Raw genomic sequence first — 24,767 nt, 5'->3', positions numbered from 1 at the left:
CTTTCAAGGCAGAATAACAACACAATCATGCCAAAAAACCGCTAAACACTCGGAATTCCTTGCGCTTAGCAGTTTTTAGGTTCACGCTTAACTCTCTTTCCCTTTGCAAAACACCTCTTTGGCAACCTGAATAGCTGAGGCTGCCCGGGGCCATCCTACATAAAAGGCAAGCTGTGTAATGACCTCAACCAGTTCTTCCTCCGAAATTCCGTTCTCCTTGGCCAGTTTCAGATGATAAGGAAGTTGATTTACATGCTCACACGCTACCAGAGCGGCAACTGTAATGAGACTCCGTTCTCTGAGAGATAGCTCACTTCTTCTCCATACATCTCCAAAAAGAACATCCTCCGTATAACCTACAAAAGCGGGAGCAAAATCACCGATGGTTTCCCGAACACTCGATCTGATCAATTTATGCTTCATACAATCATCTGGGCAAGTCCGTTGCCAAAGGACCAATCCTCTAATTCAGTCTCTACCAGTGTCACAAATACATCCTCCGGTCTAACCTTACATTCAATAGATAAGAGTTCCGCTAACTTTTGGTAGAAACTCTTTTTTTGTTCCGTAGTTCTACCCGATCCCATTGTAATTTGGATGTACAGCAGCTTGTCTGTTCTGGATACATTCAAATAATCGGGACTATAATAAAACTCGCTTAGCTTATGAGCATGAAAAACCTGAAAGTAATCTTTTTCCGGAACCTGAAAATGTTCGATCAAAGCATTCATGATACAGCGACTAATCCAAGGCAACTCTTGCTCTGTGTATTGCTGCTCCATGTAGCCAATTCGTACAAATGGCATGTTCATCTCTCCTATTCGCTGGGATAAGATGATTGTACTCCTCTTATTTTCATCTGTATAATTGAAAATAATCATAAATATATTCAATTTTACCGATGGAGATGAACATGCGTGGATCTGAAAGAATTAACTACATTTCGTACCATAATCGAAGAAGGAACGTTTTCAAAAGCTGCTGCCAAATTAAACTACGCTCAGTCTACAGTCACGAACCAAATCCAGAGGCTAGAGAAAGAGCTGGGATTTCAGCTTTTTAAAAGGGGTTGGGATGCAGAGTTAACGTCCCCAGGCAAACTATATGCCGAGGAGATAAACGGGCTTATTCAGCATTGGAATTTTGTAATGGACCAGGCGAAGTCTCTAAAAAAGGAGGAGATTGGCACGCTCCATATCGGTGTGATTGAAACGGTGGCGGCTACCGTACTGCCCTTGGTTCTGCAGCAGTTTCGAGAGCATAAACCGAATATTACGTGCCATTTTACAGTTGGAAACACGGATGCACTCGCAAATGCTTTGGTGGACGGTAAGCTGGATTTTGCAATCTCCGGGGAACCTCACTCGATTCCTTCCTTACACTTTGAACCCATATATCACGAACACATTGCCTTTATTGTGTCCCGTAATCACCCTTTTGCGGTAAAAACTGAGCTTTATCTCGAAGATCTGTACGAGTACCCGCTTATCGTCGGAGGTAAGAACTGCTTGTACCATATACGACTGGAGAAAGAGCTTTCACGCTTTCCGTCGATGCCGTTTTTTTATACTGTCAGTCAAATCTCGTCGATCGCCACATTTGTAAAAACGATTCCATCAGTTGGAGTGGTTGTATCGTCAATGCCTTTGCCGGAGGAACTGGTCACCGTCCCCCTCCAGTTAACAGACCCGAATATTCCTATTGGACTGCTACAAAACAACCATCACCAGCAGTATATGTCTTCGGCCCGAAAGCTATTTATACAGCTGGTTAAGGAGCTTTTTAGGTTATAGCTCCAATGCAATAACTACTAATTAAGCTATATAGGCAAAGCCGACACCTTTGCATAAAGAAAAAGCCGCCAAACACTCAGAAACCTGATGTTTAGCGGCTTTACTATATTTTGATGGCCTAAGGAAATATGGCCCTCTTTTAATTTTTATACTCTTGACATACCCGTTATTTCGCTTCGAGCGGTTTTTTCCACAGTCCCAGAATGAGCGCGGAAATCACGGAGCCAATCACGACTGCAAGCAAGAACAGCAAAGCATGATTGGCAAGAGCTGCTACAAAAATCCCGCCATGTGGAGCTGGAAGATTGATTTGCCAGAACTGCGTCAGACCACCAGCAATCGCTGAACCTACAATACAAGAGGTCAGGACACGCAGAGGATCGGCAGCTGCGAATGGAATGGCTCCTTCCGTAATGAAAGACAATCCAAGTACATAGTTCGTCAAGCCAGACTTGCGCTCTTGCTCAGTAAACTTATTTTTGAAGAACGTCGAAGCTAATGCGATCGCCAGCGGAGGTACCATACCACCCGCCATAACAGCCGCCATCATAGCACCGTTCGTGTTACCGCTGGAAGTAAAGACACCGATCGAAAATGCGTAAGCTGCTTTGTTAAAAGGTCCACCCATGTCGATCGACATCATTCCGCCCAGGATCAGACCCAAAATAACTGCATTACCTGTTCCCAAATTGTTCAGAACATTAACAAGCCACGTATTAATACCACCGAAAATTGGATCGAACAGGTAGAACATAATCGCGCCTGAAATTAGAAGTCCAAATACAGGGTATAACAAGATTGGTTTTAAACCATCCAGTGCTTTTGGCAGACCTGCAAAAGCTTTACGCAGGAAGATCACCACATAACCAGCCATGAAACCAGCTGCCAGACCGCCAAGGAAGCCTGCATTAGAGTTTACAGCCATCAGACCCCCAACCATACCTGGCATCAATGCCGGGCGGTCTCCAATGCTCATCGCGATAAATCCGGCCAGTATCGGAATCAGGAAGTGGAACGCACCTGTTCCACCGCCAATTGTCTGCAACAGTTGGAACAATGCATTGTCTTCTCCTGCCACTTGCTCAATCAAGAAGGAAATTGCTAACAAAATCCCCCCGCCTACAACGAATGGCAGCATATGAGAAATACCGTTCATTAAATCCTTATAGATTTTACTGCCCACGCTGCTCTTCTCCGCTTTCGACTCTTCAGCGCTGCTTTTACCTTCACTACGATAAATTGGGGCATCGCCGTTCAGCGCTTTGCGGATCAGTTCCTCAGATTTACGGATACCGTCGCTTACCGGTCTTTGCAATACAGGTTTACCGTCAAATCTGGCCATTTCAACCTTTTTGTCAGCAGCAACGATTACACCTTTGGCACGGCGAATTTCATCCGCTGTCAGTACGTTTTGCGCACCTTCCGAGCCATTCGTTTCTACCCGGATGTTAACACCCATTTCTGTCGCTTTCTTAATGAGAGCGTCTTCAGCCATAAACGTATGCGCAATGCCTGTAGGGCAGGCAGTCACCGCAACCACAAACTCGTCTGAATTCGGGTTACCAACGATAACATCCGGCGTTTTCTGTGCTTTGGCAGCCTCTTTCTTTGCTTCTTTTGCTTTCTTGGCTGCTTCTTCTTCCGCCTGCTTGGTATCAAACAGCTCGGATACTTCATCCGGTGTTTGCGTATTCATCAGTTTGTCGATGAAATCGGTATCAATTAAAAGCCGGGAAAGCGCTGCTAGTGTGCGAAGATGCGTATTTGCTGCTCCCTCTGGAGCGGCAATCATAAAGAACACTTTTGCCGGCTCACCGTCCAACGATTCGAATTCTACGCCTTTACTGCTTTTGGCGAAAACGACAGTCGCTTCATTTACGGCTTTGGTCTTGGCATGCGGCATCGCAATGCCGCCGCCGATTCCAGTGCTAGACTCTGCTTCACGTTTGTAAATCATTTCTTTAAACAAGGCACGGTCATTAATACGTCCACTTGCTTCGAGACTAGCGATAAGCTCCTCAATCGCCTCGTCTTTTGTCGTCGCCTGCAGGTCCATGATCATCGTTTCTTTAATCATCAGGTCTGTTATTCTCATTTTTCACACTCTCCTAAGTTCGATCAGCGTGTTGACACACGCATAATAAGCTCATGATGCAGATGGATTACCGTTTTGAAATCGTGACTTGCGGCCGTAATTGTTCAATCTTCTCTTTAGTAGCCAGATCATCGGAAAACGCAGTTGCGCTTCCGGATGCCACTCCTGCACGGAATGCTTCGATCGGATCGCCATGAAGAGCCAGCGTACCCACGAATCCAGCAATCATTGAATCACCTGCGCCTACAGAATTTTTCACCGTACCTGCTGGTACATTTGCGTGATACACTTCATCTGCCGTAATGAACAAAGCCCCTTCTCCTGCCATGGAAATCAGTACATTTTTTGCGCCTGCTTCCAGCAGCTTACGACCGTAAGTGACGATCTCCTCCTTTGAATGAATCGTTACGCCAAACAACTCAGCCAGCTCGTGGTGATTCGGCTTGATGAGCAGCGGTTTATGAACCAGTGCCTTCATCAGCGCCTCACCTGTGGTGTCGATGACGAATTCAGCTCCAGTTTGCTGGCATACGCTAATCAGCCGATCATAGAAGTCTCCTCCAAGTGACGGTGGAATACTTCCCGACAAGACGACAATGTCATTTTTCTGGAGTCCCGCCAGCTTTTGCACCAACGCATCGGCCTCTTGCTCACGAATCGCAGGTCCCAAACCATTAATTTCCGTTTCATCGCCATGCTTGAGCTTAATGTTAATCCGTGTGTCATCTTCGATCATTACAAAATCAGTTTTAATGGATTCTTCCCGCAATGTATCGTCGATAAACCTGCCTGTGAATCCTCCGAGAAAACCAATCGCCGTGCTATCTGCTCCCAACTGGTTCAGTACACGTGATACATTAATCCCCTTACCACCTGGCAGTTTTAAATCACGTTTCATCCGGTTCAAATCACCAAGCTTCAAATCATCAACTTCCACGATATAATCAATGGAAGGGTTCAGCGTTACTGTATATATCATTGTTATCCCTCGATTATCTTAGTTTTCTGAGCGATGGATCGGCGTGACCGTTCTGGCATCGATTCAGTAATAAGTATAGCTTCCTTGAGCTCGAACAGTTTGGCGAAGGTTACTTCTCCAATTTTGCTGGAATCGGCTAACACATACGTTTTGCCAGACAGCTGGTGAGCACGTCGCTTGATCAGCGCCTCTTCGGGATCAGGAGTTGTATACCCCATTTCCATATCCACCCCGTTCGTTCCTAGAAAGCACTTGTCGAATCGAAAATTGTCCAAATTTTGTAGGGCAATACTCCCGATTACGGCTTTGGTATGAATTTTCATCATCCCTCCCAGTAGATAGCTTCTGATTCTTTTGCTTACCAGTGCTTCTACGTGGGATAGTCCATTCGTCACGACCGTCACGTCTTTAGCTTCAATGTAAGGAATCATCGCCATCGTTGTTGTTCCCGCATCCAGATAAATACATTCGCCATCCAAAATTTCTTTGGCTGCTATACGGGCCACCGCATTTTTTTCTTGAACGTTTTTGAATGTTTTTTCTTCCATGCCAGGTTCCTGACTTTTCTGATTCAGCAAGGTTGCCCCGCCATGAATCCGCTTGAGCAACTGACGGCCCTCAAGATCTATCAAATCACGCCGAATCGTTGACTCAGAAGCTCCCAACAGATCAGCCAATTCTTGCAACTTTACAACACCACATTCTTGTAAGCGCTGTATTATTAACTTGTATCTTTCTTCCGTCAGCATCATCATTCCCCCAACTGTTCATATCGTACCACAAACTTGACAAAAAACAATCACTTTTCTCCAAAAAGATTCAAAAAAATTCATTTCTAATTCATTTTTTTACAAAATGGTGAATTCCTGCTCCAATCATCATGATTGCGTTTACATTTTAAAGAAAATACATCTACTTTTATGTAAATTCATTCTTCTTACATAGGAATTCAGCAGTAAACGTTCAAAAACGTTCTAAAGCTTCCATCAGTACTATTTTACCATTATGCGCACAATTCGTCCCCACCTTCTCTACTACTCAGAAAAAGGCTAAACACGAAGATTGCTCCCCTTTGTGTTTAGCCAATCGAGATGCTCAGCGTTCAGCCCTTAACGATTCCAATGACGAAACCGTCATACCCCTTGCTCCCCACGGTTTGGACAGCTGTAGCTGTAATTCTTGATTCCTCAGCTAGCATCTCATAAAACTTTCTTACTCCCTGCACACGAGGGTCTGTGCTATAAGCTTGAACCACTTCTCCTTCACGGATAACATTATCACCGATAATAACGGTGCCAGGATGTGAGAAGCGAAGTGCCCAATCCAGATAAAATGGATTATTGGGTTTATCCGCATCGATAAAAATAAGATCAAAGGGGTCAACTCTCTCCTCTTTCATCTGTGCTAACTGCTCTAAAGCGTCTCCCTCCCGAAGTTCCACTATTCCATCCAACTGAGCCAACGATATATTCGACCGGGCAATTTTAGCATGGATCGGATTGGCTTCCAGCGTAACTATTTCTCCATCCTCCGGCAACGCCCTTCCCAACCAGATTGTACTGTAGCCTCCCAAAGTACCGATCTCCAGCACACGTCGCGCTCCCTGCATTTGAGCAAGGATATTTAATAGCTTTCCCTGATTAGGGGATACATCATGCGGAGGTAGTCCCGCCTTTTGATTAGCGGCCAATACTTGTTCCAAGACAGCATCATGCGGAATGAGACACTCCGAGATATACTGGTCTACTTGATCCCACGTGTTCGTTTGATTCATTCGCTCCACTCTCCTTTGGATTAACTTACAATTTGATTGTAAATGAATTATTATTATAAAAATAATATATGTTTTTGCTCTATTCATAATCTACATATATGAATCTGTCGGAAAGGGAGAATGGTCTTGAACCTGCATGCATTACGCTTATTTCACGTGGTCGCCTCTACAGGGAGTGTGACACGTGCCTCTGAACTTTTAAATATTAGCCAACCTGCGATTACCGCCCAGATTAAAAAATTTGAAAAAGAAATATCTCTCACACTGCTCATGCCGCTAGGAAGAGGGATTGCCTTAACGGATGCTGGTGAAAAACTTGCTGTACTCGCCAGACGGCTCTTTGCTGTCGAACAGCAAATCGAACAATTTTCACAAGATTATCGTGATGGAGCCCATGGTCATATCCGGCTAGCGGCTACTTATTTACCGGCTCATTTTCTCATTCCGGCCTGGATTGCAAAATTCAAACAACAATATGAACATGTTGAAATGACGATTAACACTACAAATTCCAACGATGCTTTGCAGCAGCTATTAAATATAGAAGTGGATTTGGCTATCTACGGAGGACTGCCTGAGCAGTATCCCGATACGATTCAGACTGAAGAATTATTTCGTGATGAATTGTGGTTCGTGGTAGCTCCAGATCATCGGTATGCAAATCAGCAGGTTTCTTTATTGGAAATGATGCATGAACCCTTTGTTATGCGTGAAAAGGGGAGCTCGACACGGGAGAGATTATTTTCCTTATGTCGAACCTATAATGCCCCCACCCCCCAGGTCACCCTAAACTTCACAGGGCTGCATGAGGCGATTACCGCAGTTATTGCCGGATATGGTGCCAACTTTGTGTCCTCACTGGTCGTGCGTGAATATGTAGAACGTGGCGAACTGTGCCGGGTATATGTAGAAGACATCCAGCTTCTCAATTCAATCGCCATCTGTACCCGTAAGAACGAACCCCTATCTACCGCTACTCTAAATCTCATTCAGCTCATGCGTAACCATTCCTGATGAGCATTAGGCACCTGTGTACACTAGCGCTGTATTTTAAAATAACAAGAGCCATGACTGCGTGCGTACCGCATTCATGGCTCACCTTGTTATGATAAATATTCACCCTCAATAATCTTCTCCAGATAATCTTCCGGCTGTGCAAGAAACTCGGCAAAGCTGCACATATCCGCATATTCCTGATGCTCCTCGTCATAATAACCCAGACACTTTTGCTTCGGATTCCACACCAATATGATATCCGAGTAATTGTCTACGTTTAGAGACAGACGCAACAGCTTTTGCCGACCTACCTTCATCTCAACCGTATCTATGAATGAGAAGAACTCAACAAATTGAATATCAAGATCATTTTCTGGCAGGTTCACACGGAGCTGATCCCCCGTCAGAAAGGCTATTAAATCCTTCGGAAGCTTGTAGCTTTTCAAAGCATGTCGTTTATTTTCCAGATTATGAAATGCCGGAGGCTCTACAGACTTTAAATACTCAGCCATTTCTACGTTTTTATTACTTAGTGCAATTGTATATGCCCGTTCTCCATCTTTTTCTGCCAGCGTCACATCAGCGCCTTGCTGAACCAAATATTTCACCATCGCAAAATCGTTGTTGCGTGCCGCCACTGTCAAAGACGTGGCTTTATAAGGATATACCATATTAGGGGCATTGAAATTAATATCTACGCCATGTTCCAATAGTAATGCTACTGTTTTTAGGTCATGCTTACTAACTGCGCTGCGGAGTGTTGCTCCAGCATGCTGCTTCATATCGAGGCCCAGCTCATGGATAAGCAGCATATTACTTTTGTTACCGTAGTAGGCTTGCTCATAAGCACCGGATTTGACATGATTTTTACCGTCCAGCTTGGCGCCATGGGCGACCACATAACGGACAATCTCTTCGGTACCATAGCGAACAGCCTTCAGGAATGCGGGATTATCCTTCACATTAAGTTGGACCCCCTCATCGACCAGTAGCTTCAAGACTTCCATTTGCTCAGTGATGAGTGTAATATCTAATGGACTTAATGTCGTATATTTGCTGAGTACGATTCCTTGTTCTATATCCCAGCCTTCGGTCAGCGCTTGGCGTAAAGCGGATATATTGCCTTGAACGATATGCATCGCTATCTCAGGAAGAACCTCGAAATTGCCTACATCTTTTAATTTAATCATCGTTATTCCCTCACTCTTTATGTATCTACTATTAATTATGTATATCTATTTTATACCAACCTCTCCTTTACATAAATCCAACAGATTCCCCAAAATTCATTATTCACTCTAGCGCAAACAAGTGAGTAATAGAGGTCAAAATACCTTATAGAAGCTATAATTGTATTATGATTCTGTATATCCTGTGCCACGAAAAGGGGCTCCCGGGCTCCGTCCCATCCAATCCATATCTAGAATATTCACATAAACTATAATATTTATCTGGAATATTAGGAATGGAGGAATTCCTATGTCTATTATTCGAATCTATCTGGAAGCAGACAGTATCGTATCTGGAAACATTGCTATCACAACAAGTATCAATGTCACTCCAGTGGTTAATCGTTACACAGCTATTGTCGTGCTTGGTAATATATTAGGTGGAGTGACCACTATCCCAGCACAAAATTTCACGAATGATAGTGGTACTTCAGTCGCGGCAAACAGTCTTGTGGTTCCGACCAGTAGCGGATACTACAATGTATTTGTAAATGGGACGTTGCAGCGAGGCGGCATAACAACGCTTTCTGCTACAAACCTAATTATAAATACAGGCCTGATTGTTGGTGCAACAGTAGTCGTTGAGGTTATTAATTTCAACTCTAGTGTCAACCTCTGTCAACAATGTTACAGTAACGACTACCATAAGCGACTGAGTGAATGCCTTCGTAAAATCACTATAAAGAAACCGCCAAACACAGGGTTTACCCTCGTCTTTAGCGGTTTATTTCTCTTTGAACCTCGAATATTTAAATCTTGAAGTTCTCCACAAGCACCTGAAGCTTCTCGGCAAGTGATGAGAGAAGCGCTGCGGAGGATTCCACTTCTTGCATGGCAGCAAGCTGTTGCTCCGAAGAGGCGGACAGGGATTTCGCCCCTTCAGCCGTATGGTTAGAGACCATTACGGTATTCTGAATGGCTTCAACGAGCCCTTCAGAGATCAGCGCCAGATCCCGAACTGTGGCTGATATTTGCTCGCTTTGGGAAGACATATCGGAGATGGAGACTTCGATCTCGGAGAAGGAGCGTCCGGCCGATATGATCAACTCTTTGCCCTGCATCATTTCGTCCGTGGAACGCTTCATAGTTTCTCCTGCCTTGTCCATTTGGGCGATAATCAGACTGATCAACTCGCTGATTTGTGTGGCAGAATTGGCAGAACGTTCGGCCAGCTTGCGGACAGAGCCAGCGACAACGGCGAAGCCCTGACCTTCTTCTCCGGCGCGCGCAGCTTCTATCGCTGCATTCAAAGACAGCAAGTTGGTCTCCTCGGCGATGCTGGCGATGGTGCCGACAATGTTCTCAATCTCCTTGGAGTGGCTGCCAAGCGTATGAATAATGCTTGAGAGATCGCCGATGCTTTCGCTGACAACTCCCATTTGGGAGGTGGTGGAATCCATCGATTCCCGGCCAAGACGTGCTTTCTGGACATTATCCGCGGCCTTGTTCATTGCGATGTCCGCATTGCCGGCAATATCGCTGATAAAGCGTGACATATCCTGAACAGCTTTATAGCTTCCTTCCAGATTCTCCAGTTGGGTATGCGCTCCATCGGCTAACTCAATCGTAACATTCACGCTATGCTCTCCAGCACGGTTCGTTGCCTGTGCGCTGGCAGACAGCTCTTGAGACGAAGAAGCGACCAGCATAGAGGTGTCATTGACCTGAGTAATCAGGTTGCGCAGGTTCATTGTCATATCGTTGAAGTCGCGGGCCAGCGTCCCGATTTCATCCTTGCTTTTGAAAAGAAGCGGTTCATGAGTAAGGTCGCCTTTGGTAATGGTATTCACAGAGGCTGACAGCTTGGTAAGCGGATTTACCATATGGCGAATCAACAGGTAAACAATAAGGATAGCCACGATGAAAATGGAACCGCCAATAATAAAGGGTTGAACAATAATATCCAACGTCCGTTCCTGAATTAACGAACCGTCAAAATTGATGGCCATCAGTGCAACAATGGGCTTGGTGGGATCATGGTCCTGATAAATGGGGCCGTATCCGGTTTTGAGCGAGGTTCCTTCATATGTATAAACCTTGGAATATGCTGAATGCTTCATGGTAGTTATCATTTCTTTGTCTTCGTCTGTGAAGTAGAAGGAATCGCCAGCTTGATAGCCTCTTTGCTTGAAGTTGGCATCGGCGGCCAGAATTTTTCCATCCAAGGAGATAATGAAAGCCTCTTTAAAAATAGGCTTATGTGCTACAATCCAGCCGATCCGGTCTTCAATGGCAGCAAGTTTGCTGTTATCTCCACTGACCAGAGCCGATATATCCGCAGGATCTATAAGGCCAGTCGTAATATTGGCGCAACCCACCAGCTCGATCCCAGCAGCTTCATCCACTTGATGATAAGCGGTACGATATCCGAAGTATCCAATGGAGGAGCCTACGAGAAGCAGTATGATGAGCATCATCCAGGTTAATTTTGTTGCCAGCTTCATTATTTGAACCACCAATCCTGACTCTAATAAATTTTTGTGACCATCCGTTTTCACTGCTACGATTATAGCCTATCAACACTTACTATAATATGGCATTCCAGTGTCGGAATATGTCGTTTTTTGTGAGAATAGTCACTGTTTTTTGTAAACGGGGACGTTGCAGCGAACGGCCGCCATTAATGGCGCGGTGACGACTACCATAAGCGACTGAGGTGAGAGTGCCTCTGTTGAATTACGACAAAAAAACTGCTAAAACACAGAGGTTCACCCTCGTTTTTAGCAGTTTATTTTTCTATATCATGTGTTTCATCGGTAACGTATTTTGATTTTTATAGCTGTATTCAGCTTTATTTTTTGTGGGCTAATAAGAGATTAACTATCGTATCCAATTGAAGTTCCAATGAATAAGGCTCTTCCATCACAAACTCATCCTCTTTATCGCTGAATGAACCGTACATATAAACCTGTCCTTTTTTTACAGCCGGAAGTCCTTTCCATAGCTCACTATGCAGAATCTGATTAGCCCCTTCATCTTCTGAACCGTTTACAAAGATGTGATCTCCCATATACTCGGGTAAAACCTCAAGTGAAATATTTTCAAAACCTTCTTTCATGTTCAATGCCTTCTTGGTAGGTGGCAGCTTTAGCATCTGATAAATGGTCGGACTTCCGTAATTGCCGCCTTTCGCTGCCAAAACATATATCGATTTATTGGCGACTTGTACAATTGAAACCGTCTCTCCGTCCTTAACGATACCTTGAATTTTCGTTCTGGCCTCTGCAGCTTTCTTCTCGTATTCAGTAATCCACTGCTCGGCTTCTTTCTGCTTGCCAAAGATTTCACTGATTCTACGGAATCTATCCAGCGGTCCCGCTGTAGATTCGCCCTCCCAATACGGCAGGAACACGGTCGTTCCTACCTTTTGGTAGCTGTCGATGTTCTTTTCGATTGAACCGATAATTAAATCCGGTTGCAGAACGGTCAGTTCCTCTAAATCCATAGGAAAATCACCGAGATCCTTGATTCCGGCCAACTTCTCTTTGGGATATCCCGATCGATCAATCCAAGCCTCATTCAGCATATAGCTTCTAACCCCCACCGGAATAATCCCCAGCTTCAAAAGATGCCCCATATACTGATCCGATGCCACTCGTTTCGGGTTTGCAGGTACTTCCACATCGCCTTTTAATGTCTTAACCGTTCTTGTCTGTGCTTGCACTGCCGCTTGTCCATCGCTGTTGGATGATGTCGCTGTATGATTAGTCTTCGTTTGCGATCTTCCAATTGTATTCGTCGGTGCCGAGCAAGCTCCCAGCATCAAAGATAAACACAGCATAATCATCATGGCCGTTATTTTGACTCTTCCGTGCATGAATAAATCCCCTTCCGCAGATACCGATATTGATAATCAATATCAGTATAACGTGTGAAAGATGTCCGCTGAAGGGCAGATTTAAGCATCGTTTGGGGCATATCCTGATCTTGCTTCTGGGCAGGATGCTCCCGCTCCTTTTTGAATCGTACGGGAGATAGTCCCTTATATTTCTTGAAGCTGCAACTTAACGAATGGGCATCTGGATATCCCACACGCTCTGCGATCTCCTGCAAAGTGGCGTCCGTCTGTATTAGCAGTTCTGCCGCTCGATCTGCTCTTACTTGGCCCAAGTAATGAATCGGACTGGTATGTATTTTACTTTTGAACAACCTTGATAAATGTCCAGTACTGCATTCTAGCTCCTCCGCAATGGACTCAAGTGTCATAGGCCGACTAAAATGCTCACGCATATAGGCTACAGCCTGAGATACACGGTCGGGCTTAAGAGGTTCGATGCCCTACCCTACAACTGCTGCAACAACTCATATACAAATTGATGAAATAAGGCTTTAACATGCAGTTTGCCAAGTCCAGAAGCTTCACGCCATTCTTGCTCCAACAGCTTCACTTGATCGTACAGGGGGGGCGGGTAATGAGTGCGAAAGCATACTGATTCTGAAAGGGATTTGCCTTTTCCAGCTGTATGTATATATCAAAATATAAGTAAAAAAGCCCTGCAAAAGGGCTATCTTTCTTGCGATTCATTCTACTGTTGATTAGAGCTCACCTGTATGATTATGTTCCAAATCGTTTGCGGTACCCGCATTTTCGGCATAACTCTTCTACCGCTTCTCTCTTGGAGAAACCGAAGTACAGACGGTTGGCACGCTCCCCTTCCACAATGTCGGAAAAAGATTGTTCATGCACGTTACCTAAATTAATGACACCTTCTCCATCCAGACAGCAAGGGACCACCGTTCCATCCACCAATACCGCCGCCTGGCTACGGAGTGCATGGCAAAAACCTTTTCCGTCATCTTCCGGGGCACTGAGGCTCGGCCATTCAAATTCGTGGTCCTGATTCAAATAAACATTTGGTGCGATTTTGACCCCACTGCCTGGTATCACCTTTTCCTCAATCCGATAGTCCAGTCCAAACTCTTGCTCCAGTCGTTCAAGCGTTTCCCGGTTGCGCTGACGCTGCACATTAGTCAGATTATCCTGAGTCAGGTTCCAGAGACGGAACGAAATAATGACATTGTGTTTCACCGCTTCTCTTACAAACGTGAAAATATTACCCAAATATCCTTCTCGATCCACGGAGCCTTCATGCCCGTCAAAACTGTGGAGAGAGAAGTTCATCTGACGCAGCGCTGGTTGCCCAAGCAGCTTATGTCCGGTCTTCGGCAGCAAGGTACCATTGGTGGTTATATTGACCTTCAAGCCTTTCTCATGAGCACTTTCCAGCAAAAGATCAATTTTCGGATGGAGCAACGGCTCTCCTTTTACATGCAAATAGATGTAATCCGTGTGTGGTTTGACCTGATCAAGCACATTTCGAAAGACTTCCGGATCAATAAATTTCTTGACACGCTGTGTTTGAGGACAAAAACTGCATGCGAGATTGCAAATGCTCGTTATCTCAATGTATACCTTTTTAAAAGTTTTCAACATGATTTCCCCATTCTAACCTTCATCCGGAGCATCTTGTTTATGCTCACTAATCTTATGATTATAACGGGTTATCACCGACAGGTAAACTCTCCAGTCTCCCCCTTGGTGTGGGCATCAAATGCTCGAACATACGCCTATCTAAGATTTGATTTGATATTTTCTATTGACCCTAGGTCTGACCTAAGGTTTATAGTGGAGTTATTCAACTATCAGTAAGGAGTCCTGTCATTGAAAGAACACATTACGATCAGTCAGCTTGCTCAGCTCATGAATGTATCTGTACATCAACTGCGATATTTTGAAGAAAAGGGAATCCTGTATCCATCACATACAGAAGAAAATCAATATCGGATGTACGGGCTTCATGAGATTTATCAGCTTTCGCAAATTTTATTGTTACGCAAATTAAATGTCCCTGTCGGTCAGATTCAAGAATGTATGACTTCCTATGCTGCTGATGATTATAACCAGCTTTTAGAGCAATCGTTGCAGAAGGTACAAGCTGAAATAGCTAACTTGAAAATGCATGAACAGTTTATTCACAAAGTGCTAGAAGAACATGATAGCCTGACTCAGCGAAATGATGAATATCAGGTCAAACGATTAGGTCCCCGTCATTTAAAGCTATGGTTTGCATTGGAGAATGGACAAGAGCTCACTGCCGGAAACTTATTTGAACACCACCCTGCCCCACCTCGATTATTTGAAAATGACCTGCATTACTTGTCTGATGCCGGACAGGTGAAGCTTTGTTATGAAACGGTGAATGTGGCTGACTATATTCTGGAAGAAGGCAACTATCTTTATAAGCATCTTTCCGTCATTGAAGAATCTGAGATTGATTATGAAATCAAACAAATGGAACGATATGTAGCTCATCACCAATATAACTGCCAAAGCAAGATTGTCCTAGTAGAAAAATCTTATCTTTCGATGTTCGGCAACAACAAGCTGCAATACGAAATTCAGGTAAAAGTAGAATAAATCTTGGAGGGCGTTACATGAGTGCAAAATCCTTTGACATTGTTGCATACCAGAAACAAGACCATGAAGCTGTTTGCAGTCTTTTAGTTGAATCGTTTAAAGCAAAATTTCAATCTCTTGTTACACTGGAGGATCAAGCTATACAGCAGTTGTTAATGAAGGTTTGGGTTCAAAATCCTTATTCTACATCTATGAAACAATTTGTAGCCAAAGAGAACGAAGAGGTTGTTGGTGTTCTTTCCCTCAAATGGAAGGCCCCCTCCTCTTCACTTCCTGAAACAAACCCCATTTCTTTGGCTCCGCTCATAAAACAGTTTGGTTGCTTTAATATATTTAAATTTTTGACAGGTATGCATGCGCTGGAGTATCCCCCCGCTGCAGATGAGTGTTACATTGATCATCTGGCAATTCGTTCAAGTCATCGTAACCAGGGAATAGGACGCCGTCTTCTAGCTTTCGCACAGCAATTTACGGTTGAATCTGGTTTTCATGCATTGACGCTCCATGTAGCGCATAAGAACCAAGGGGCTATCCGTTTGTATCACAAACTGGCGTTTGAAGTAGAACAATCCAAGTATAATGGGTTACGGCATTTTTGGTTCAAGGAGCCTGTATGGCATCTGATGAGTTGGAAAGAGAACCTGCATTCGAGGAGAGAACACTATTGAAAAAAACATTCAAGCTTACTTTGGGTATTGCGGCAGCTCTAGCTGTTGCCTTGATACTCATTGTTCTATATCAAAATTCCTACAAGATGACAGAAGAAAAAATACAAATCACGACACCTAAAGGGCTGTTAACAGGTACATTAGCTTTGCCTAAGAACTACTCGGAAAAAGTTGGATTGGTTGTTTTTGTCCATGGGGATGGTCCTATTAATGACACATATGATGATGGATACAAACCACTGTGGGAAAAGTTCGCCTCCAAGGGGTATGCCTCCCTGTCATTGAATAAGCCCGGTATTAATAGTGCCCCTGGCAATTGGCTGGATCAAAGCATGGAGGACCGCGCACAGGAGATCCGATATGCAATAGACTGGGCGAGAACCTTGCCGATGATTGATACGCAAAAAATCGGCCTATGGGGAGCCAGTCAAGCAGGATGGGTCATTCCGAAGATCGTTAAAGAGGAACATGATATTGCATTCAGCATCCTTGTATCGCCTGCCGTGAACTGGATTTCCCAAGGACAATTTAATACCAGAAAAGAAATGGAGCAAGAAGGAGCTACTCCTCAAGAAATTCAAAAGACATTGAACTACGATCAAGAGATTCTACAGTTACTGAAAAAACATGCTTCTTATGAAGAATACCTAAGCATAGCCGATCCTGAGGATATGATCTCCAAAGAAAGATGGAGCTTTATAGGCAAAAATTTTCGGTCTGATTCCACCGAAGAATTAAGTCACTTCCATTCTCCTGTACTCTTGGTTCTGGCTGGCAAAGATATTAATGTTGATGTACAGGATACCGAGCGAGTCTACCGCCAGAAAATACCCGCAGAGCTACTGTCCGTGATTCATTTACCTGAAGCCGACCATTCCATGATGGATGAAAAAATCGCGCGTTCAAAATCTCTAACTTTTTTAACAGCCGTATTCGCCCCAAGAAAATTGGTGAATGACGAGTATCTCAAAATCCTTGCCGATTATGTCAATCAGTACTAAACAAGGATGTTCTTTTTTTCCATACTTCTTTTGAATATGCTAATGAAAACCCCTTAACTGTTCTCGGTTAGACTGGGAATAGATCTATAAACAACAAAAAACGGCATCTCTGCCGTTTTTTCTAAAGAATGGACTCTCAGGGACTCGAACCCTGGACCAATTGATTAAGAGTCAACTGCTCTACCAACTGAGCTAAGAGTCCATAATAAAAGTTTGGTGGAGCCTAGGGGGATCGAACCCCTGACCTCATCGCTGCCAGCGATGCGCTCTCCCAGCTGAGCTAAGGCCCCATCGTAAGTAAGTTAATCAACGTTTCAAGCGACTTCTATATCATATAAAATTTTCATTCCTGTGTCAATACTTTTATAAAAAAATATAATCATCTTCCCACTTTGTCCCAAGAAAGATACAGTCAGCGATCAGTCGCTGGCTGTATCTTTAGATAATAGTGTTTTCAGTTCCTTCATAAACATATTGATGTCTTTAAACTGACGATAGACGGACGCAAAACGTACGTAGGCGACTTCATCCACTGGGTAAAGCTGTTCCATGACCAGCTCACCGATCTGCTGGCTATCCACTTCTGTGGCTGCTGTGTTGCGGATAGCGTTCTCTACCTGGGATACGATCATATCCAGTTGCTCGACGGATACTGGGCGCTTCTCGCAGGCCCGAATGAGACCGCGCAGCATTTTATCACGACTAAACTCTTCACGGCTGCCGTCTTTTTTGATGACCATGAGCGGGGTTTCCTCCACCATTTCAAAGGTGGTAAAACGCCTGGCACACTGTTCACATTCACGGCGGCGACGGATGGACTTATTATCATTCGCAGGTCGCGAATCCAACACTTTCGTGCCATTGTAGGCACAATACGGACACTTCATAATCTCACCGCTTTCTTTTTCCAATAAATTCCCGAAGATTTTTAGTAATAATTTTGTCGAAACGGATCATAATATGTTTACCACATCGCGAGGAGGTGAACAACAATGGCACAAGGAAACAATGGCAACTCCAACAATCTGGTAGTCAGCAGATCCTCCGGCGCTCTGGAGCAAATGAAATATGAAATCGCTCAAGAGCTGGGTATCAGCATTCCTCAAGATGGATACCAAGGTAACATGACTTCCTATGAGAATGGTTCGATCGGGGGCTACATCACAAAACGCCTCGTAACGATCGCCGAACAACAATTGGCAGGTCAATACCAATAATCGCGGTAATAATGTAGAAATAACAAGATAAAGTGTATGGATGGGCTGCTAAAAACAGCCTGTCCTGCGCTTTTTTCATTTTAAAGCGAAAAGGCTCATCATGTCATTAACTTGCCATTTAAAAATCATTATAAATTTTCGTGTATTGCCTGTAGTAATAAATGACCCGCTGTACATAATGTCGTGTCTCACCAAAAGGGATTTGCTTAATGGACTCTTCTTTTCCATCCCACACTCCCTTATCCAGCCACTCCTGAACTTTACCCGGCCCTGCATTGTAAGCAGCTACGATTGCTACAGGATTATCCTGAAACTTCATGGATAGGTTATGCAAATACCAGGTTCCCAGCTCAATATTGGTGCCAGGCTCGTGCTTGACACTGTCCAGCGGAACCTTTTGAATCTGGGCGCTGTCCATAATCCAATTTGCCGTATTCGGCATAATCTGCATCAGGCCCAGTGCACCCTTATGCGACTGCTTGCTGGTTTTAAAATTGGTTTCTACACGGATAATAGACGCCACCAAAAATGGGTCCACTTCATACGTTTGTGAATACTGCCGAATCTCATCCTTATATTGAATTGGATAGAACCAGGACATCCAATTTGAATTAAGGAACAGAATCAGGACAAACCCGACAAACAAAGTGAGCAGGACTCTTTTCTTTCGCAAAATATTCATGCAAGTCCCTTCCGCTGCCAAAATTGATCAATTTGTCGTTTCGTCTCAGTCTGTGTTCCGCTATTATCGATAACGATATCGGCCAAGCTTTTCTTTTGTTCAATATCCATTTGTGCGGACAGCCTAAGTCCAGCTTGCTCCTCCGTCAGACCGTCTCTGAGCATCAGACGCTGGAGCTGAATATCACGTGGTACGTACACAACCATAATTTCCTCGTACAAGCTCTCCAGCCCGGACTCGTACAGTAACGGGATATCTGCCAAAACAAGCTTGTCCGGCTGTTCCCGTTCATATGCTTCCATGCGCATACGCATTTCCTCACGAATAGCAGGATGTGTAATATCGTTAAGTGCCTGCCGCTGGGCAGGGTCTCCGAATACAATCTCACCCAGTTTTTTGCGGTGCAGGGTTCCGTCATTGTTCACTATAGCTTGTCCAAAATGCTGTATGACCGCCGCCAGCACCGGATGCCCCGGAAGCATGACTTCCCGGGCAATGGCATCTGCGTCGATCAGCAGCGCACCTTTGGCGACCAAAAGAGCCGACACGGTGCTTTTTCCGGTAGCAATACCTCCGGTTAATCCGATATTCATGCTCTTTCACCTCATAACAGCTTCAATATGCCCATCATAATCAGTAATAATGCCGGCAATACACCCAGCGCCTTCATAAATCGAAATGCTGATAGAAAGAAGCCTGCCTTCATCCCTGCAATCAAAAATGTTCCACTGAATAACGTAATAGCCAGCGCAGTAGACAGTGGCTGAAAACCAAGCATAGCTGCCCCGAGTCCCGCTCCGAACGCATCGACCGATAATGCAATGCCCAGCCAAACCGCTTCGGTAGCAGATATACTGCCGGAACGGTCCATATCCGCAGCAGACGGACTTCGAAGAATCCGAATAACAAGTCCCCATTTGCGGAACTCCAGAGAAAATAGCGTTCGCTCCTGCTGCTCCACAGAAGCTTCTGCCGACAGATCTTTTCTTGAGCTAAGGAAAGACTCTGTATCATCACCCTCTATACACTTCTTCTCTCCAAGAACAGATCTGCTCACTGGATCAGTCTGTTCTGTAAGAAGCAGCCGCCGAGAGGCTTCCGCTGAATCCTCTGGCGAATCCTCTTTGCGGTGCAGAGCTTGAATCAAAGAGTAACAGCCGATACAGATCAGGATGACAGCGCCGAAAACGGTCGTATATACAGGAGACAGAACATGAGATAGTAATGCGCCCAATTGCATGGATATGCCGATCACCAAACCTGAACATATGGAGATGATAGCAATCGACAACAGTGGAATTTTCATTTTGCGCAGTCCATATGTAACACCGACTCCGAAACTATCCAAACTTAGCGCAAATGCCAGTAACAGCAGGGCTCCCCAATGATTAGCCACTCCAATTCCCTCCCATTGCGAAGGCAAGGCCTTATAACAACCGAAACCCTCCGCAGTATTGGTACTTGGAACAATATATGAGAGGGATGGGCTTGGGGTGACTGTGCCTGTTTAGCGCAAAGGCTGGCAGACCGGACAATGATGTGTGCCACGTCCGGCTACGACAGATTTTTCGATCAATGTGCCACAGTTAACGCAAGGCTTCGCGTTACGTCCATAGATTTGCAATTGATGCTGGAAGTCGCCCGTTTTACCCTGTCCATTAACGAACGATTTAATGGACGAGCCTCCAACCTGAATCGACGCACCCAGCGTGGAGACAATAGCTTCATGCAAGACATGAAATTGGCTATCCGTTAGGCTTTTGGCTGGCTGTGCTGGATGAATCCCCGCCTTAAACAACGATTCATCTACATAAATATTCCCGATGCCCACCACATATGACTGGTTTAGCAGCGCTGCCTTGATCGAAGTCGAACGAGTTCCAACAGCAGCACGCAGCATTTCCGGTGTAAAGGCCTCGTCCATCGGCTCCAAACCAAGCTTGTTCAGCGGTTTTTCCAGCAAATCCTGTCCTGCCGGAAATAAGTGCATCGTGCCAAACTGGCGCACATCCTGATAACGCAGCTCCGTACCATCTTTAAAATGAAAGATGACATGGGTATGCTTTTCCACAGGATCATGTTGCGAATATAATCCATATCGCCCTTCCATTCGAAGATGGGAAACCAGCACCAGCCCATCCAGCAAAATCCGCAGAAACTTTCCGCGTCTCTCCACCCCTGTAATCCGGTGATCGGCCAATTCCATCGCAAAAGCGTGGATATCATCGGGCCGTTGAATGATCCGCGGCAAATTAACGGTGACATGATCTATATGTTTATCAACGATAAGCTCGTTTAGCGTTCGTTTAATTGTTTCTACTTCCGGTAATTCCGGCATGATGTCTTCACCTCACCCTATATTATAACGGAAGCAGCGTCAAATTGGGACTATCTACTCATTGAAATATCTTACTTGGCCTCATACCAATTGCTGCCATAGCTTACTTCGGCTTTGAGCGGCACAGCCAGCTTTAATGCAGCTTCCATGGTAGCCGGGACAAGCTCTTTCATCGTTTCCATTTCCTCAGGCGGAACCTCGAACACAAGCTCATCATGTACTTGGAGCAGCATTCTGCTGCGAAGTTTACGTTCACGTAAGGCCTCATCCATCTGTACCATCGCCAACTTGATAATATCGGCTGCGGTACCTTGAATCGGCGTATTCATCGCTGTACGCTCAGCGAATGAACGCAGGTTGAAATTGCTGGCGTTAATCTCCGGCAAATAGCGTCTGCGTTCCAACAGCGTTTTTACGTATCCGTCCCGCTTCGCATCCTTCACAATATCATCCATGTAACGGCGAACGCCTTGGAACACATCAAAATACTGGTCGATAAAACGAGCCGCTTCCTTCCGCGTAATATTCAAATTTTGTGACAGACCATAATCACTGATCCCATAGACAATCCCAAAGTTGACTGCCTTCGCAGAACGCCGCATATTGGAGTCCACATCTTCCGCTGCTACCCCAAACACATCGGATGCGGTCTTGGTATGGATGTCCATATCGTGGACAAAGGCCTCCTTCAAACGTTCATCATCCGAAATATCAGCCAGCACCCGCAGCTCGATCTGTGAGTAGTCTGCCGCCAAAATAGACCAGCCCGGTTCGGACGGAACAAATACTTTGCGGATTTTGCGCCCCTCTTCGAGACGAATCGGAATGTTTTGCAAATTGGGAAATTGACTACTCAAGCGTCCAGTTGCTGCAACCGTCTGCCGGAAATACGTATGCACCTTACCCGTTTTCTCCGAAATTTCTTTCAGCAATCCTTCGACATACGTCGATTGGAGTTTGGCAATGGTGCGGTACTGCAAAATATTTTGCACAATATCATGATAGGGAGCCAGCTTTTCCAATACCTCCGCATCAGTCGAGTAACCCGTTTTCGTCTTTTTAATGACAGGTAAACCCAGTTTATCAAACAAAATCTCACCCAACTGCTTGGGCGAATTCAGATTGAACTCTACACCGGCAATGCTGTAGATTTCACCCACCAACGTTGCAATCTGAGCTTCAAATTCTTTCCCCAAAGCGCGCAGTTCTTCTACGTTCACCAAAATGCCCTGCTTCTCCATATCCGCCAAAATGCGGGACAACGGCATCTCCAGCTCATGAAACAGCTTGTGCATTTCCGTTTTTTCCAGTTCCGCCTGCTGTACAGGCACCAAAGCTTCAATCACCGCTGCCTTACGCGCCACATGATCGGACAGTACATCCACGTCAGGGACTTTATATTTAGCTCCTTTACCGAACACTTCTTCGTCTGGACGGATCGAAGACAAACCATATTTGGCTGCCAATCCGCTCAATGTCTGGTTTGCATCGGTCGGGTCCAGCAAGTATCCCGCCAGTTGCACATCAAACTCGGCACCTGCAAACTCAATTCCATGCCAGTGTAAAGCCAAATCCGTACGATGCAGATCATGACCACGTTTTTTGCGTCCAGGGTCAGCAAGCCATTCGCGAATAGGTGTAGCTGCATCACTTTGCAATACATCCAGTGTCATAAAAAACTGCTGCCCCGTTGCGGCAAATATCAGACCTACGATGTCAGCATGATGCGGATTATCACCATGCGTCTCAACATGCAGCACATCCACATGATCCAACACTTCTACCAATTCGCTAATCCGCTGCTCATCCAGCACTGTTACGTCAGCCGCGGCTTCCTCTACGTCTACCCCAGTACTGCCAACCTCACCTGAAAAGGATAAACGCTCCAGCAAGGACTTGAACTCCAGCTTCGCCAGAGCTGGCCCGGCCGTTTCTGCTTGCAGCCCGCCAAAGGCCACATCTTCCAGCTGCTTGTCCAACGTTACATCCCGATAAATGGTCGCCAAATCTTTGCTCATTCGCGCATCGTCAGCATGTGTCTCTACGCGTTCTTTCATTTTGCCCTTCAGCTCATTCGTGTGCGCCAGCACTTCTTCGACTGAACCGTATTGATGCAGCAGCTTGAGCGCTGTTTTTTCACCCACGCCGGGAATACCAGGAATATTGTCCGACGTATCGCCCATCAGACCCTTAAGATCAATAATTTGCAGCGGCTTCAGGCCATATCGTTCCTGAATTTGCTCAGGTCCATACGTCTCCACCTCAGTAACCCCTTTGCGGGTCAAGCCGACTGTGACATGATCTGAAGCCAATTGAAGCATATCCTTGTCCCCGGTCACGACCAGCACATTGAAACCGGCTTCGTCCGCTGTCTTGGAGAGGGTGCCTATAATATCGTCCGCCTCATAGCCATCCAGTTCAAACTGAGCAATGCCGAAAGCGGTCAATAGCTCTTTCAGCAACGGAAATTGCTGGGACAGCTCTGGCGGTGTTTTCTCCCGTCCACCTTTGTAATCCTCGTATCCTTTATGGCGAAACGTTATTTTACCAGCATCGAAGGCAACCAGAATATGTGTTGGTTTGTGCTCCTCCAAGAGCCGCAATAACATCGTCGTAAATCCATACACCGCGTTCGTCTGCTGCCCACTCGAATTTGTTAACGGTGGCATAGCAAAAAACGCCCGGTAAATGATACTGTTGCCATCTATAAGCATGAGTTTATCCATTTAGCACCTCGCAAGTTCATCAATGCATTCGTAACGTTCTTACGTTTTACGCATTCCTCTTCCTATCTTAACATACAAGACTCCTTTTTCAGAAAAAAACGGCTGCTTCCTAACCAAATTTGCCTTTTGCTCAAAGACAAGTCTGGGTCAGAAACAACCGCTATATACCTGAAAGCTCTACTGGTTCAAATCTGGTCTCTCCCCTGTCACGAGATATACAGTGCTTTCGCCGATATTCGTAGCATGGTCACCAATTCGTTCAATGTATCGTCCTACAAGCAGTTGCAGCATGGCTTGTGAAGCCTCTGCCGGCTTTTCTACCATAAAGGCGTACAGATCGCTGATCATGTGGCTATACATGGAATCTACTCGATCATCCTCTTTGGCCATTTTATAGGCCAGATCTGTATTTTCATCCAAATAGGATTTGATCGCATCATCTATCATTTCTTTAACAATGGAAGCCATGTGCGGAATATCCACCAGCGGCTTAATGATCTGCTGCCCTTCCAAGCGAAGTGTCACCTTGGCAATATCAAGCGCCAAATCGCCCATTCGTTCCAGATCACTGGAAATTTTAAATGCAACAATGATCCGGCGCAAATCCTTCGCTACCGGCTGCTGGGTAATAATGAGCTTGGAGCCCATATCGAGAATATTCTCTTCCAGCGTATTAAGGGATGCATCATTTTTGACCACCTGCTGAGCCAATTCTGTATTTTTGGTCTGCAAACATTCAATGGCCTGATCGAGCGCCTTCGAAACGTGTGCTCCCATTTCGCGCAGTACGGCTCTCAGTTCATCTAACCCTTCATCAAAACCTTTTCTACGTATCATTTCGAAGTCACCCC

General features: G+C 45.2%; 25 protein-coding genes and 2 tRNA genes. 7 read left to right on the top strand and 20 right to left on the bottom strand.

From position 1 onward, the window contains the following. Positions 1-87: 87 nt before the first annotated feature. The gene (locus MHI21_RS09215) at positions 88-423 is read right to left on the bottom strand and encodes a carboxymuconolactone decarboxylase family protein (RefSeq protein WP_209941581.1); all 336 of its coding nucleotides are present in this window, start codon (positions 421-423) and stop codon (positions 88-90) included. Continuing rightward, positions 420-806, bottom strand: a complete 387-nt coding sequence (locus MHI21_RS09210) for a tautomerase family protein (protein ID WP_341161831.1) — start codon at positions 804-806, stop codon at positions 420-422. Before MHI21_RS09210 ends, MHI21_RS09215 begins: the two co-directional genes overlap by 4 nt. A 111-nt stretch (positions 807-917) precedes the next feature. On the opposite strand from MHI21_RS09210, the gene MHI21_RS09205 reads away from it, so the two are divergent. Then, the gene (locus MHI21_RS09205) at positions 918-1,793 is read left to right on the top strand and encodes a LysR family transcriptional regulator (protein WP_341161832.1); all 876 of its coding nucleotides are present in this window, start codon (positions 918-920) and stop codon (positions 1,791-1,793) included. A 166-nt stretch (positions 1,794-1,959) separates the two neighbouring features. On the opposite strand, the gene MHI21_RS09200 is transcribed toward MHI21_RS09205, so the two are convergent. The 4 genes from MHI21_RS09200 to MHI21_RS09185 form a co-directional block, all read right to left on the bottom strand. Then, on the bottom strand, positions 1,960-3,888 hold the full coding sequence (locus tag MHI21_RS09200; protein ID WP_165175946.1) for a fructose-specific PTS transporter subunit EIIC: 1,929 nt from the start codon (positions 3,886-3,888) through the stop codon (positions 1,960-1,962). Between the two features lie 67 nt (positions 3,889-3,955). Then, positions 3,956-4,867 (bottom strand): 1-phosphofructokinase, encoded by a 912-nt coding sequence (gene pfkB / locus MHI21_RS09195; protein ID WP_254349388.1) that lies wholly within the window; start codon positions 4,865-4,867, stop codon positions 3,956-3,958. A gap of 2 nt (positions 4,868-4,869) precedes the next feature. Beyond that, complete coding sequence (locus MHI21_RS09190; RefSeq protein ID WP_023987941.1) at positions 4,870-5,616, bottom strand: DeoR/GlpR family DNA-binding transcription regulator; 747 nt, start codon at positions 5,614-5,616, stop codon at positions 4,870-4,872. Positions 5,617-5,969: 353 nt separating this feature from the next. Next, on the bottom strand, positions 5,970-6,641 hold the full coding sequence (locus MHI21_RS09185; protein ID WP_328802266.1) for an O-methyltransferase: 672 nt from the start codon (positions 6,639-6,641) through the stop codon (positions 5,970-5,972). A 126-nt stretch (positions 6,642-6,767) separates the two neighbouring features. Between MHI21_RS09185 and MHI21_RS09180 the strand changes: the two genes are divergently transcribed. Then, entirely contained in the window at positions 6,768-7,655 is an 888-nt protein-coding gene (locus MHI21_RS09180) for a LysR family transcriptional regulator (protein ID WP_341161833.1), read from the top strand. An 89-nt stretch (positions 7,656-7,744) separates the two neighbouring features. On the opposite strand, the gene MHI21_RS09175 is transcribed toward MHI21_RS09180, so the two are convergent. Further along, entirely contained in the window at positions 7,745-8,827 is a 1,083-nt protein-coding gene (locus tag MHI21_RS09175; RefSeq protein ID WP_341161834.1) for an ankyrin repeat domain-containing protein, read from the bottom strand. Positions 8,828-9,116: 289 nt separating this feature from the next. On the opposite strand from MHI21_RS09175, the gene MHI21_RS09170 reads away from it, so the two are divergent. Next, a complete protein-coding gene (locus tag MHI21_RS09170; RefSeq protein ID WP_341161835.1) occupies positions 9,117-9,626 on the top strand; it encodes a DUF4183 domain-containing protein in 510 nt (169 codons plus the stop codon). Here MHI21_RS09170 and MHI21_RS09165 read toward each other — a convergent pair. From MHI21_RS09165 to MHI21_RS09150, 4 genes are all read right to left on the bottom strand, one after another. Then, positions 9,616-11,310 carry a methyl-accepting chemotaxis protein gene (locus tag MHI21_RS09165; RefSeq protein ID WP_342419883.1) on the bottom strand — a complete coding sequence of 565 codons (1,695 nt, stop codon included), beginning with the start codon at positions 11,308-11,310 and terminating at the stop codon, positions 9,616-9,618. The genes MHI21_RS09170 and MHI21_RS09165 overlap by 11 nt on opposite strands. Positions 11,311-11,657: 347 nt before the next feature. Then, positions 11,658-12,683 carry an ABC transporter substrate-binding protein gene (locus tag MHI21_RS09160; protein ID WP_342419882.1) on the bottom strand — a complete coding sequence of 342 codons (1,026 nt, stop codon included), beginning with the start codon at positions 12,681-12,683 and terminating at the stop codon, positions 11,658-11,660. Further along, a complete protein-coding gene (locus MHI21_RS09155) occupies positions 12,662-13,096 on the bottom strand; it encodes a helix-turn-helix domain-containing protein (RefSeq protein ID WP_341161838.1) in 435 nt (144 codons plus the stop codon). The genes MHI21_RS09160 and MHI21_RS09155 overlap by 22 nt, the downstream gene beginning before the upstream one ends. A 325-nt stretch (positions 13,097-13,421) precedes the next feature. After that, positions 13,422-14,300, bottom strand: a complete 879-nt coding sequence (locus MHI21_RS09150) for a radical SAM/SPASM domain-containing protein (RefSeq protein WP_061828666.1) — start codon at positions 14,298-14,300, stop codon at positions 13,422-13,424. A 228-nt stretch (positions 14,301-14,528) separates the two neighbouring features. Here MHI21_RS09150 and MHI21_RS09145 point away from each other — a divergent pair, with 228 nt between their 5' ends. Genes MHI21_RS09145 through MHI21_RS09135 form a run of 3 tightly spaced genes read left to right on the top strand, consistent with a single transcriptional unit; the run spans position 14,529 to position 16,953 of the window. Then, positions 14,529-15,284, top strand: coding sequence for a MerR family transcriptional regulator (locus MHI21_RS09145; protein ID WP_342419881.1), 756 nt, complete (start codon positions 14,529-14,531; stop codon positions 15,282-15,284). Between the two features lie 17 nt (positions 15,285-15,301). Continuing rightward, entirely contained in the window at positions 15,302-15,952 is a 651-nt protein-coding gene (locus MHI21_RS09140; RefSeq protein WP_341161841.1) for an N-acetyltransferase, read from the top strand. Beyond that, positions 15,949-16,953 carry a CocE/NonD family hydrolase gene (locus MHI21_RS09135; protein WP_342419880.1) on the top strand — a complete coding sequence of 335 codons (1,005 nt, stop codon included), beginning with the start codon at positions 15,949-15,951 and terminating at the stop codon, positions 16,951-16,953. Before MHI21_RS09140 ends, MHI21_RS09135 begins: the two co-directional genes overlap by 4 nt. 129 nt (positions 16,954-17,082) lie before the next feature. Here MHI21_RS09135 and MHI21_RS09130 read toward each other — a convergent pair. From MHI21_RS09130 to nrdR, 3 genes are all read right to left on the bottom strand, one after another. Continuing rightward, positions 17,083-17,155: transfer RNA gene (locus MHI21_RS09130), tRNA-Lys, on the bottom strand. Positions 17,156-17,167: 12 nt separating this feature from the next. Further along, positions 17,168-17,243 (bottom strand) — tRNA-Ala (locus MHI21_RS09125). Between the two features lie 129 nt (positions 17,244-17,372). Then, positions 17,373-17,840, bottom strand: a complete 468-nt coding sequence (gene nrdR / locus MHI21_RS09120) for a transcriptional regulator NrdR (RefSeq protein ID WP_013309614.1) — start codon at positions 17,838-17,840, stop codon at positions 17,373-17,375. A gap of 105 nt (positions 17,841-17,945) precedes the next feature. On the opposite strand from nrdR, the gene MHI21_RS09115 reads away from it, so the two are divergent. Continuing rightward, positions 17,946-18,170, top strand: coding sequence for an alpha/beta-type small acid-soluble spore protein (locus MHI21_RS09115; RefSeq protein ID WP_013309613.1), 225 nt, complete (start codon positions 17,946-17,948; stop codon positions 18,168-18,170). A gap of 118 nt (positions 18,171-18,288) precedes the next feature. Here MHI21_RS09115 and MHI21_RS09110 read toward each other — a convergent pair whose 3' ends face one another. The 6 genes from MHI21_RS09110 to phoU form a co-directional block, all read right to left on the bottom strand. Continuing rightward, positions 18,289-18,852, bottom strand: a complete 564-nt coding sequence (locus tag MHI21_RS09110) for a lytic transglycosylase domain-containing protein (protein ID WP_023987928.1) — start codon at positions 18,850-18,852, stop codon at positions 18,289-18,291. After that, positions 18,849-19,445: a dephospho-CoA kinase gene (coaE, locus tag MHI21_RS09105; protein ID WP_061828670.1), complete on the bottom strand. Its 597-nt coding sequence runs from the start codon at positions 19,443-19,445 to the stop codon at positions 18,849-18,851. Before coaE ends, MHI21_RS09110 begins: the two co-directional genes overlap by 4 nt. A gap of 11 nt (positions 19,446-19,456) precedes the next feature. Further along, positions 19,457-20,248: an MntP/YtaF family protein gene (locus MHI21_RS09100; RefSeq protein WP_341161844.1), complete on the bottom strand. Its 792-nt coding sequence runs from the start codon at positions 20,246-20,248 to the stop codon at positions 19,457-19,459. A 111-nt stretch (positions 20,249-20,359) separates the two neighbouring features. Beyond that, positions 20,360-21,190, bottom strand: coding sequence for a DNA-formamidopyrimidine glycosylase (gene mutM, locus MHI21_RS09095; protein WP_341161845.1), 831 nt, complete (start codon positions 21,188-21,190; stop codon positions 20,360-20,362). 71 nt (positions 21,191-21,261) lie between these two features. Beyond that, entirely contained in the window at positions 21,262-23,916 is a 2,655-nt protein-coding gene (polA, locus tag MHI21_RS09090; protein WP_328802250.1) for a DNA polymerase I, read from the bottom strand. 177 nt (positions 23,917-24,093) lie between these two features. Further along, the gene (gene phoU / locus MHI21_RS09085; RefSeq protein WP_025721993.1) at positions 24,094-24,753 is read right to left on the bottom strand and encodes a phosphate signaling complex protein PhoU; all 660 of its coding nucleotides are present in this window, start codon (positions 24,751-24,753) and stop codon (positions 24,094-24,096) included. Between the last annotated feature and the right edge of the window lie 14 nt (positions 24,754-24,767).

The sequence above is a fragment of the Paenibacillus sp. FSL H8-0168 genome (assembly GCF_038592955.1).
Classification (GTDB): domain Bacteria; phylum Bacillota; class Bacilli; order Paenibacillales; family Paenibacillaceae; genus Paenibacillus; species Paenibacillus polymyxa_B.
Note: the sequence above shows the minus strand (reverse complement) of the source record. Positions and strands in the feature narration are given on the sequence as shown.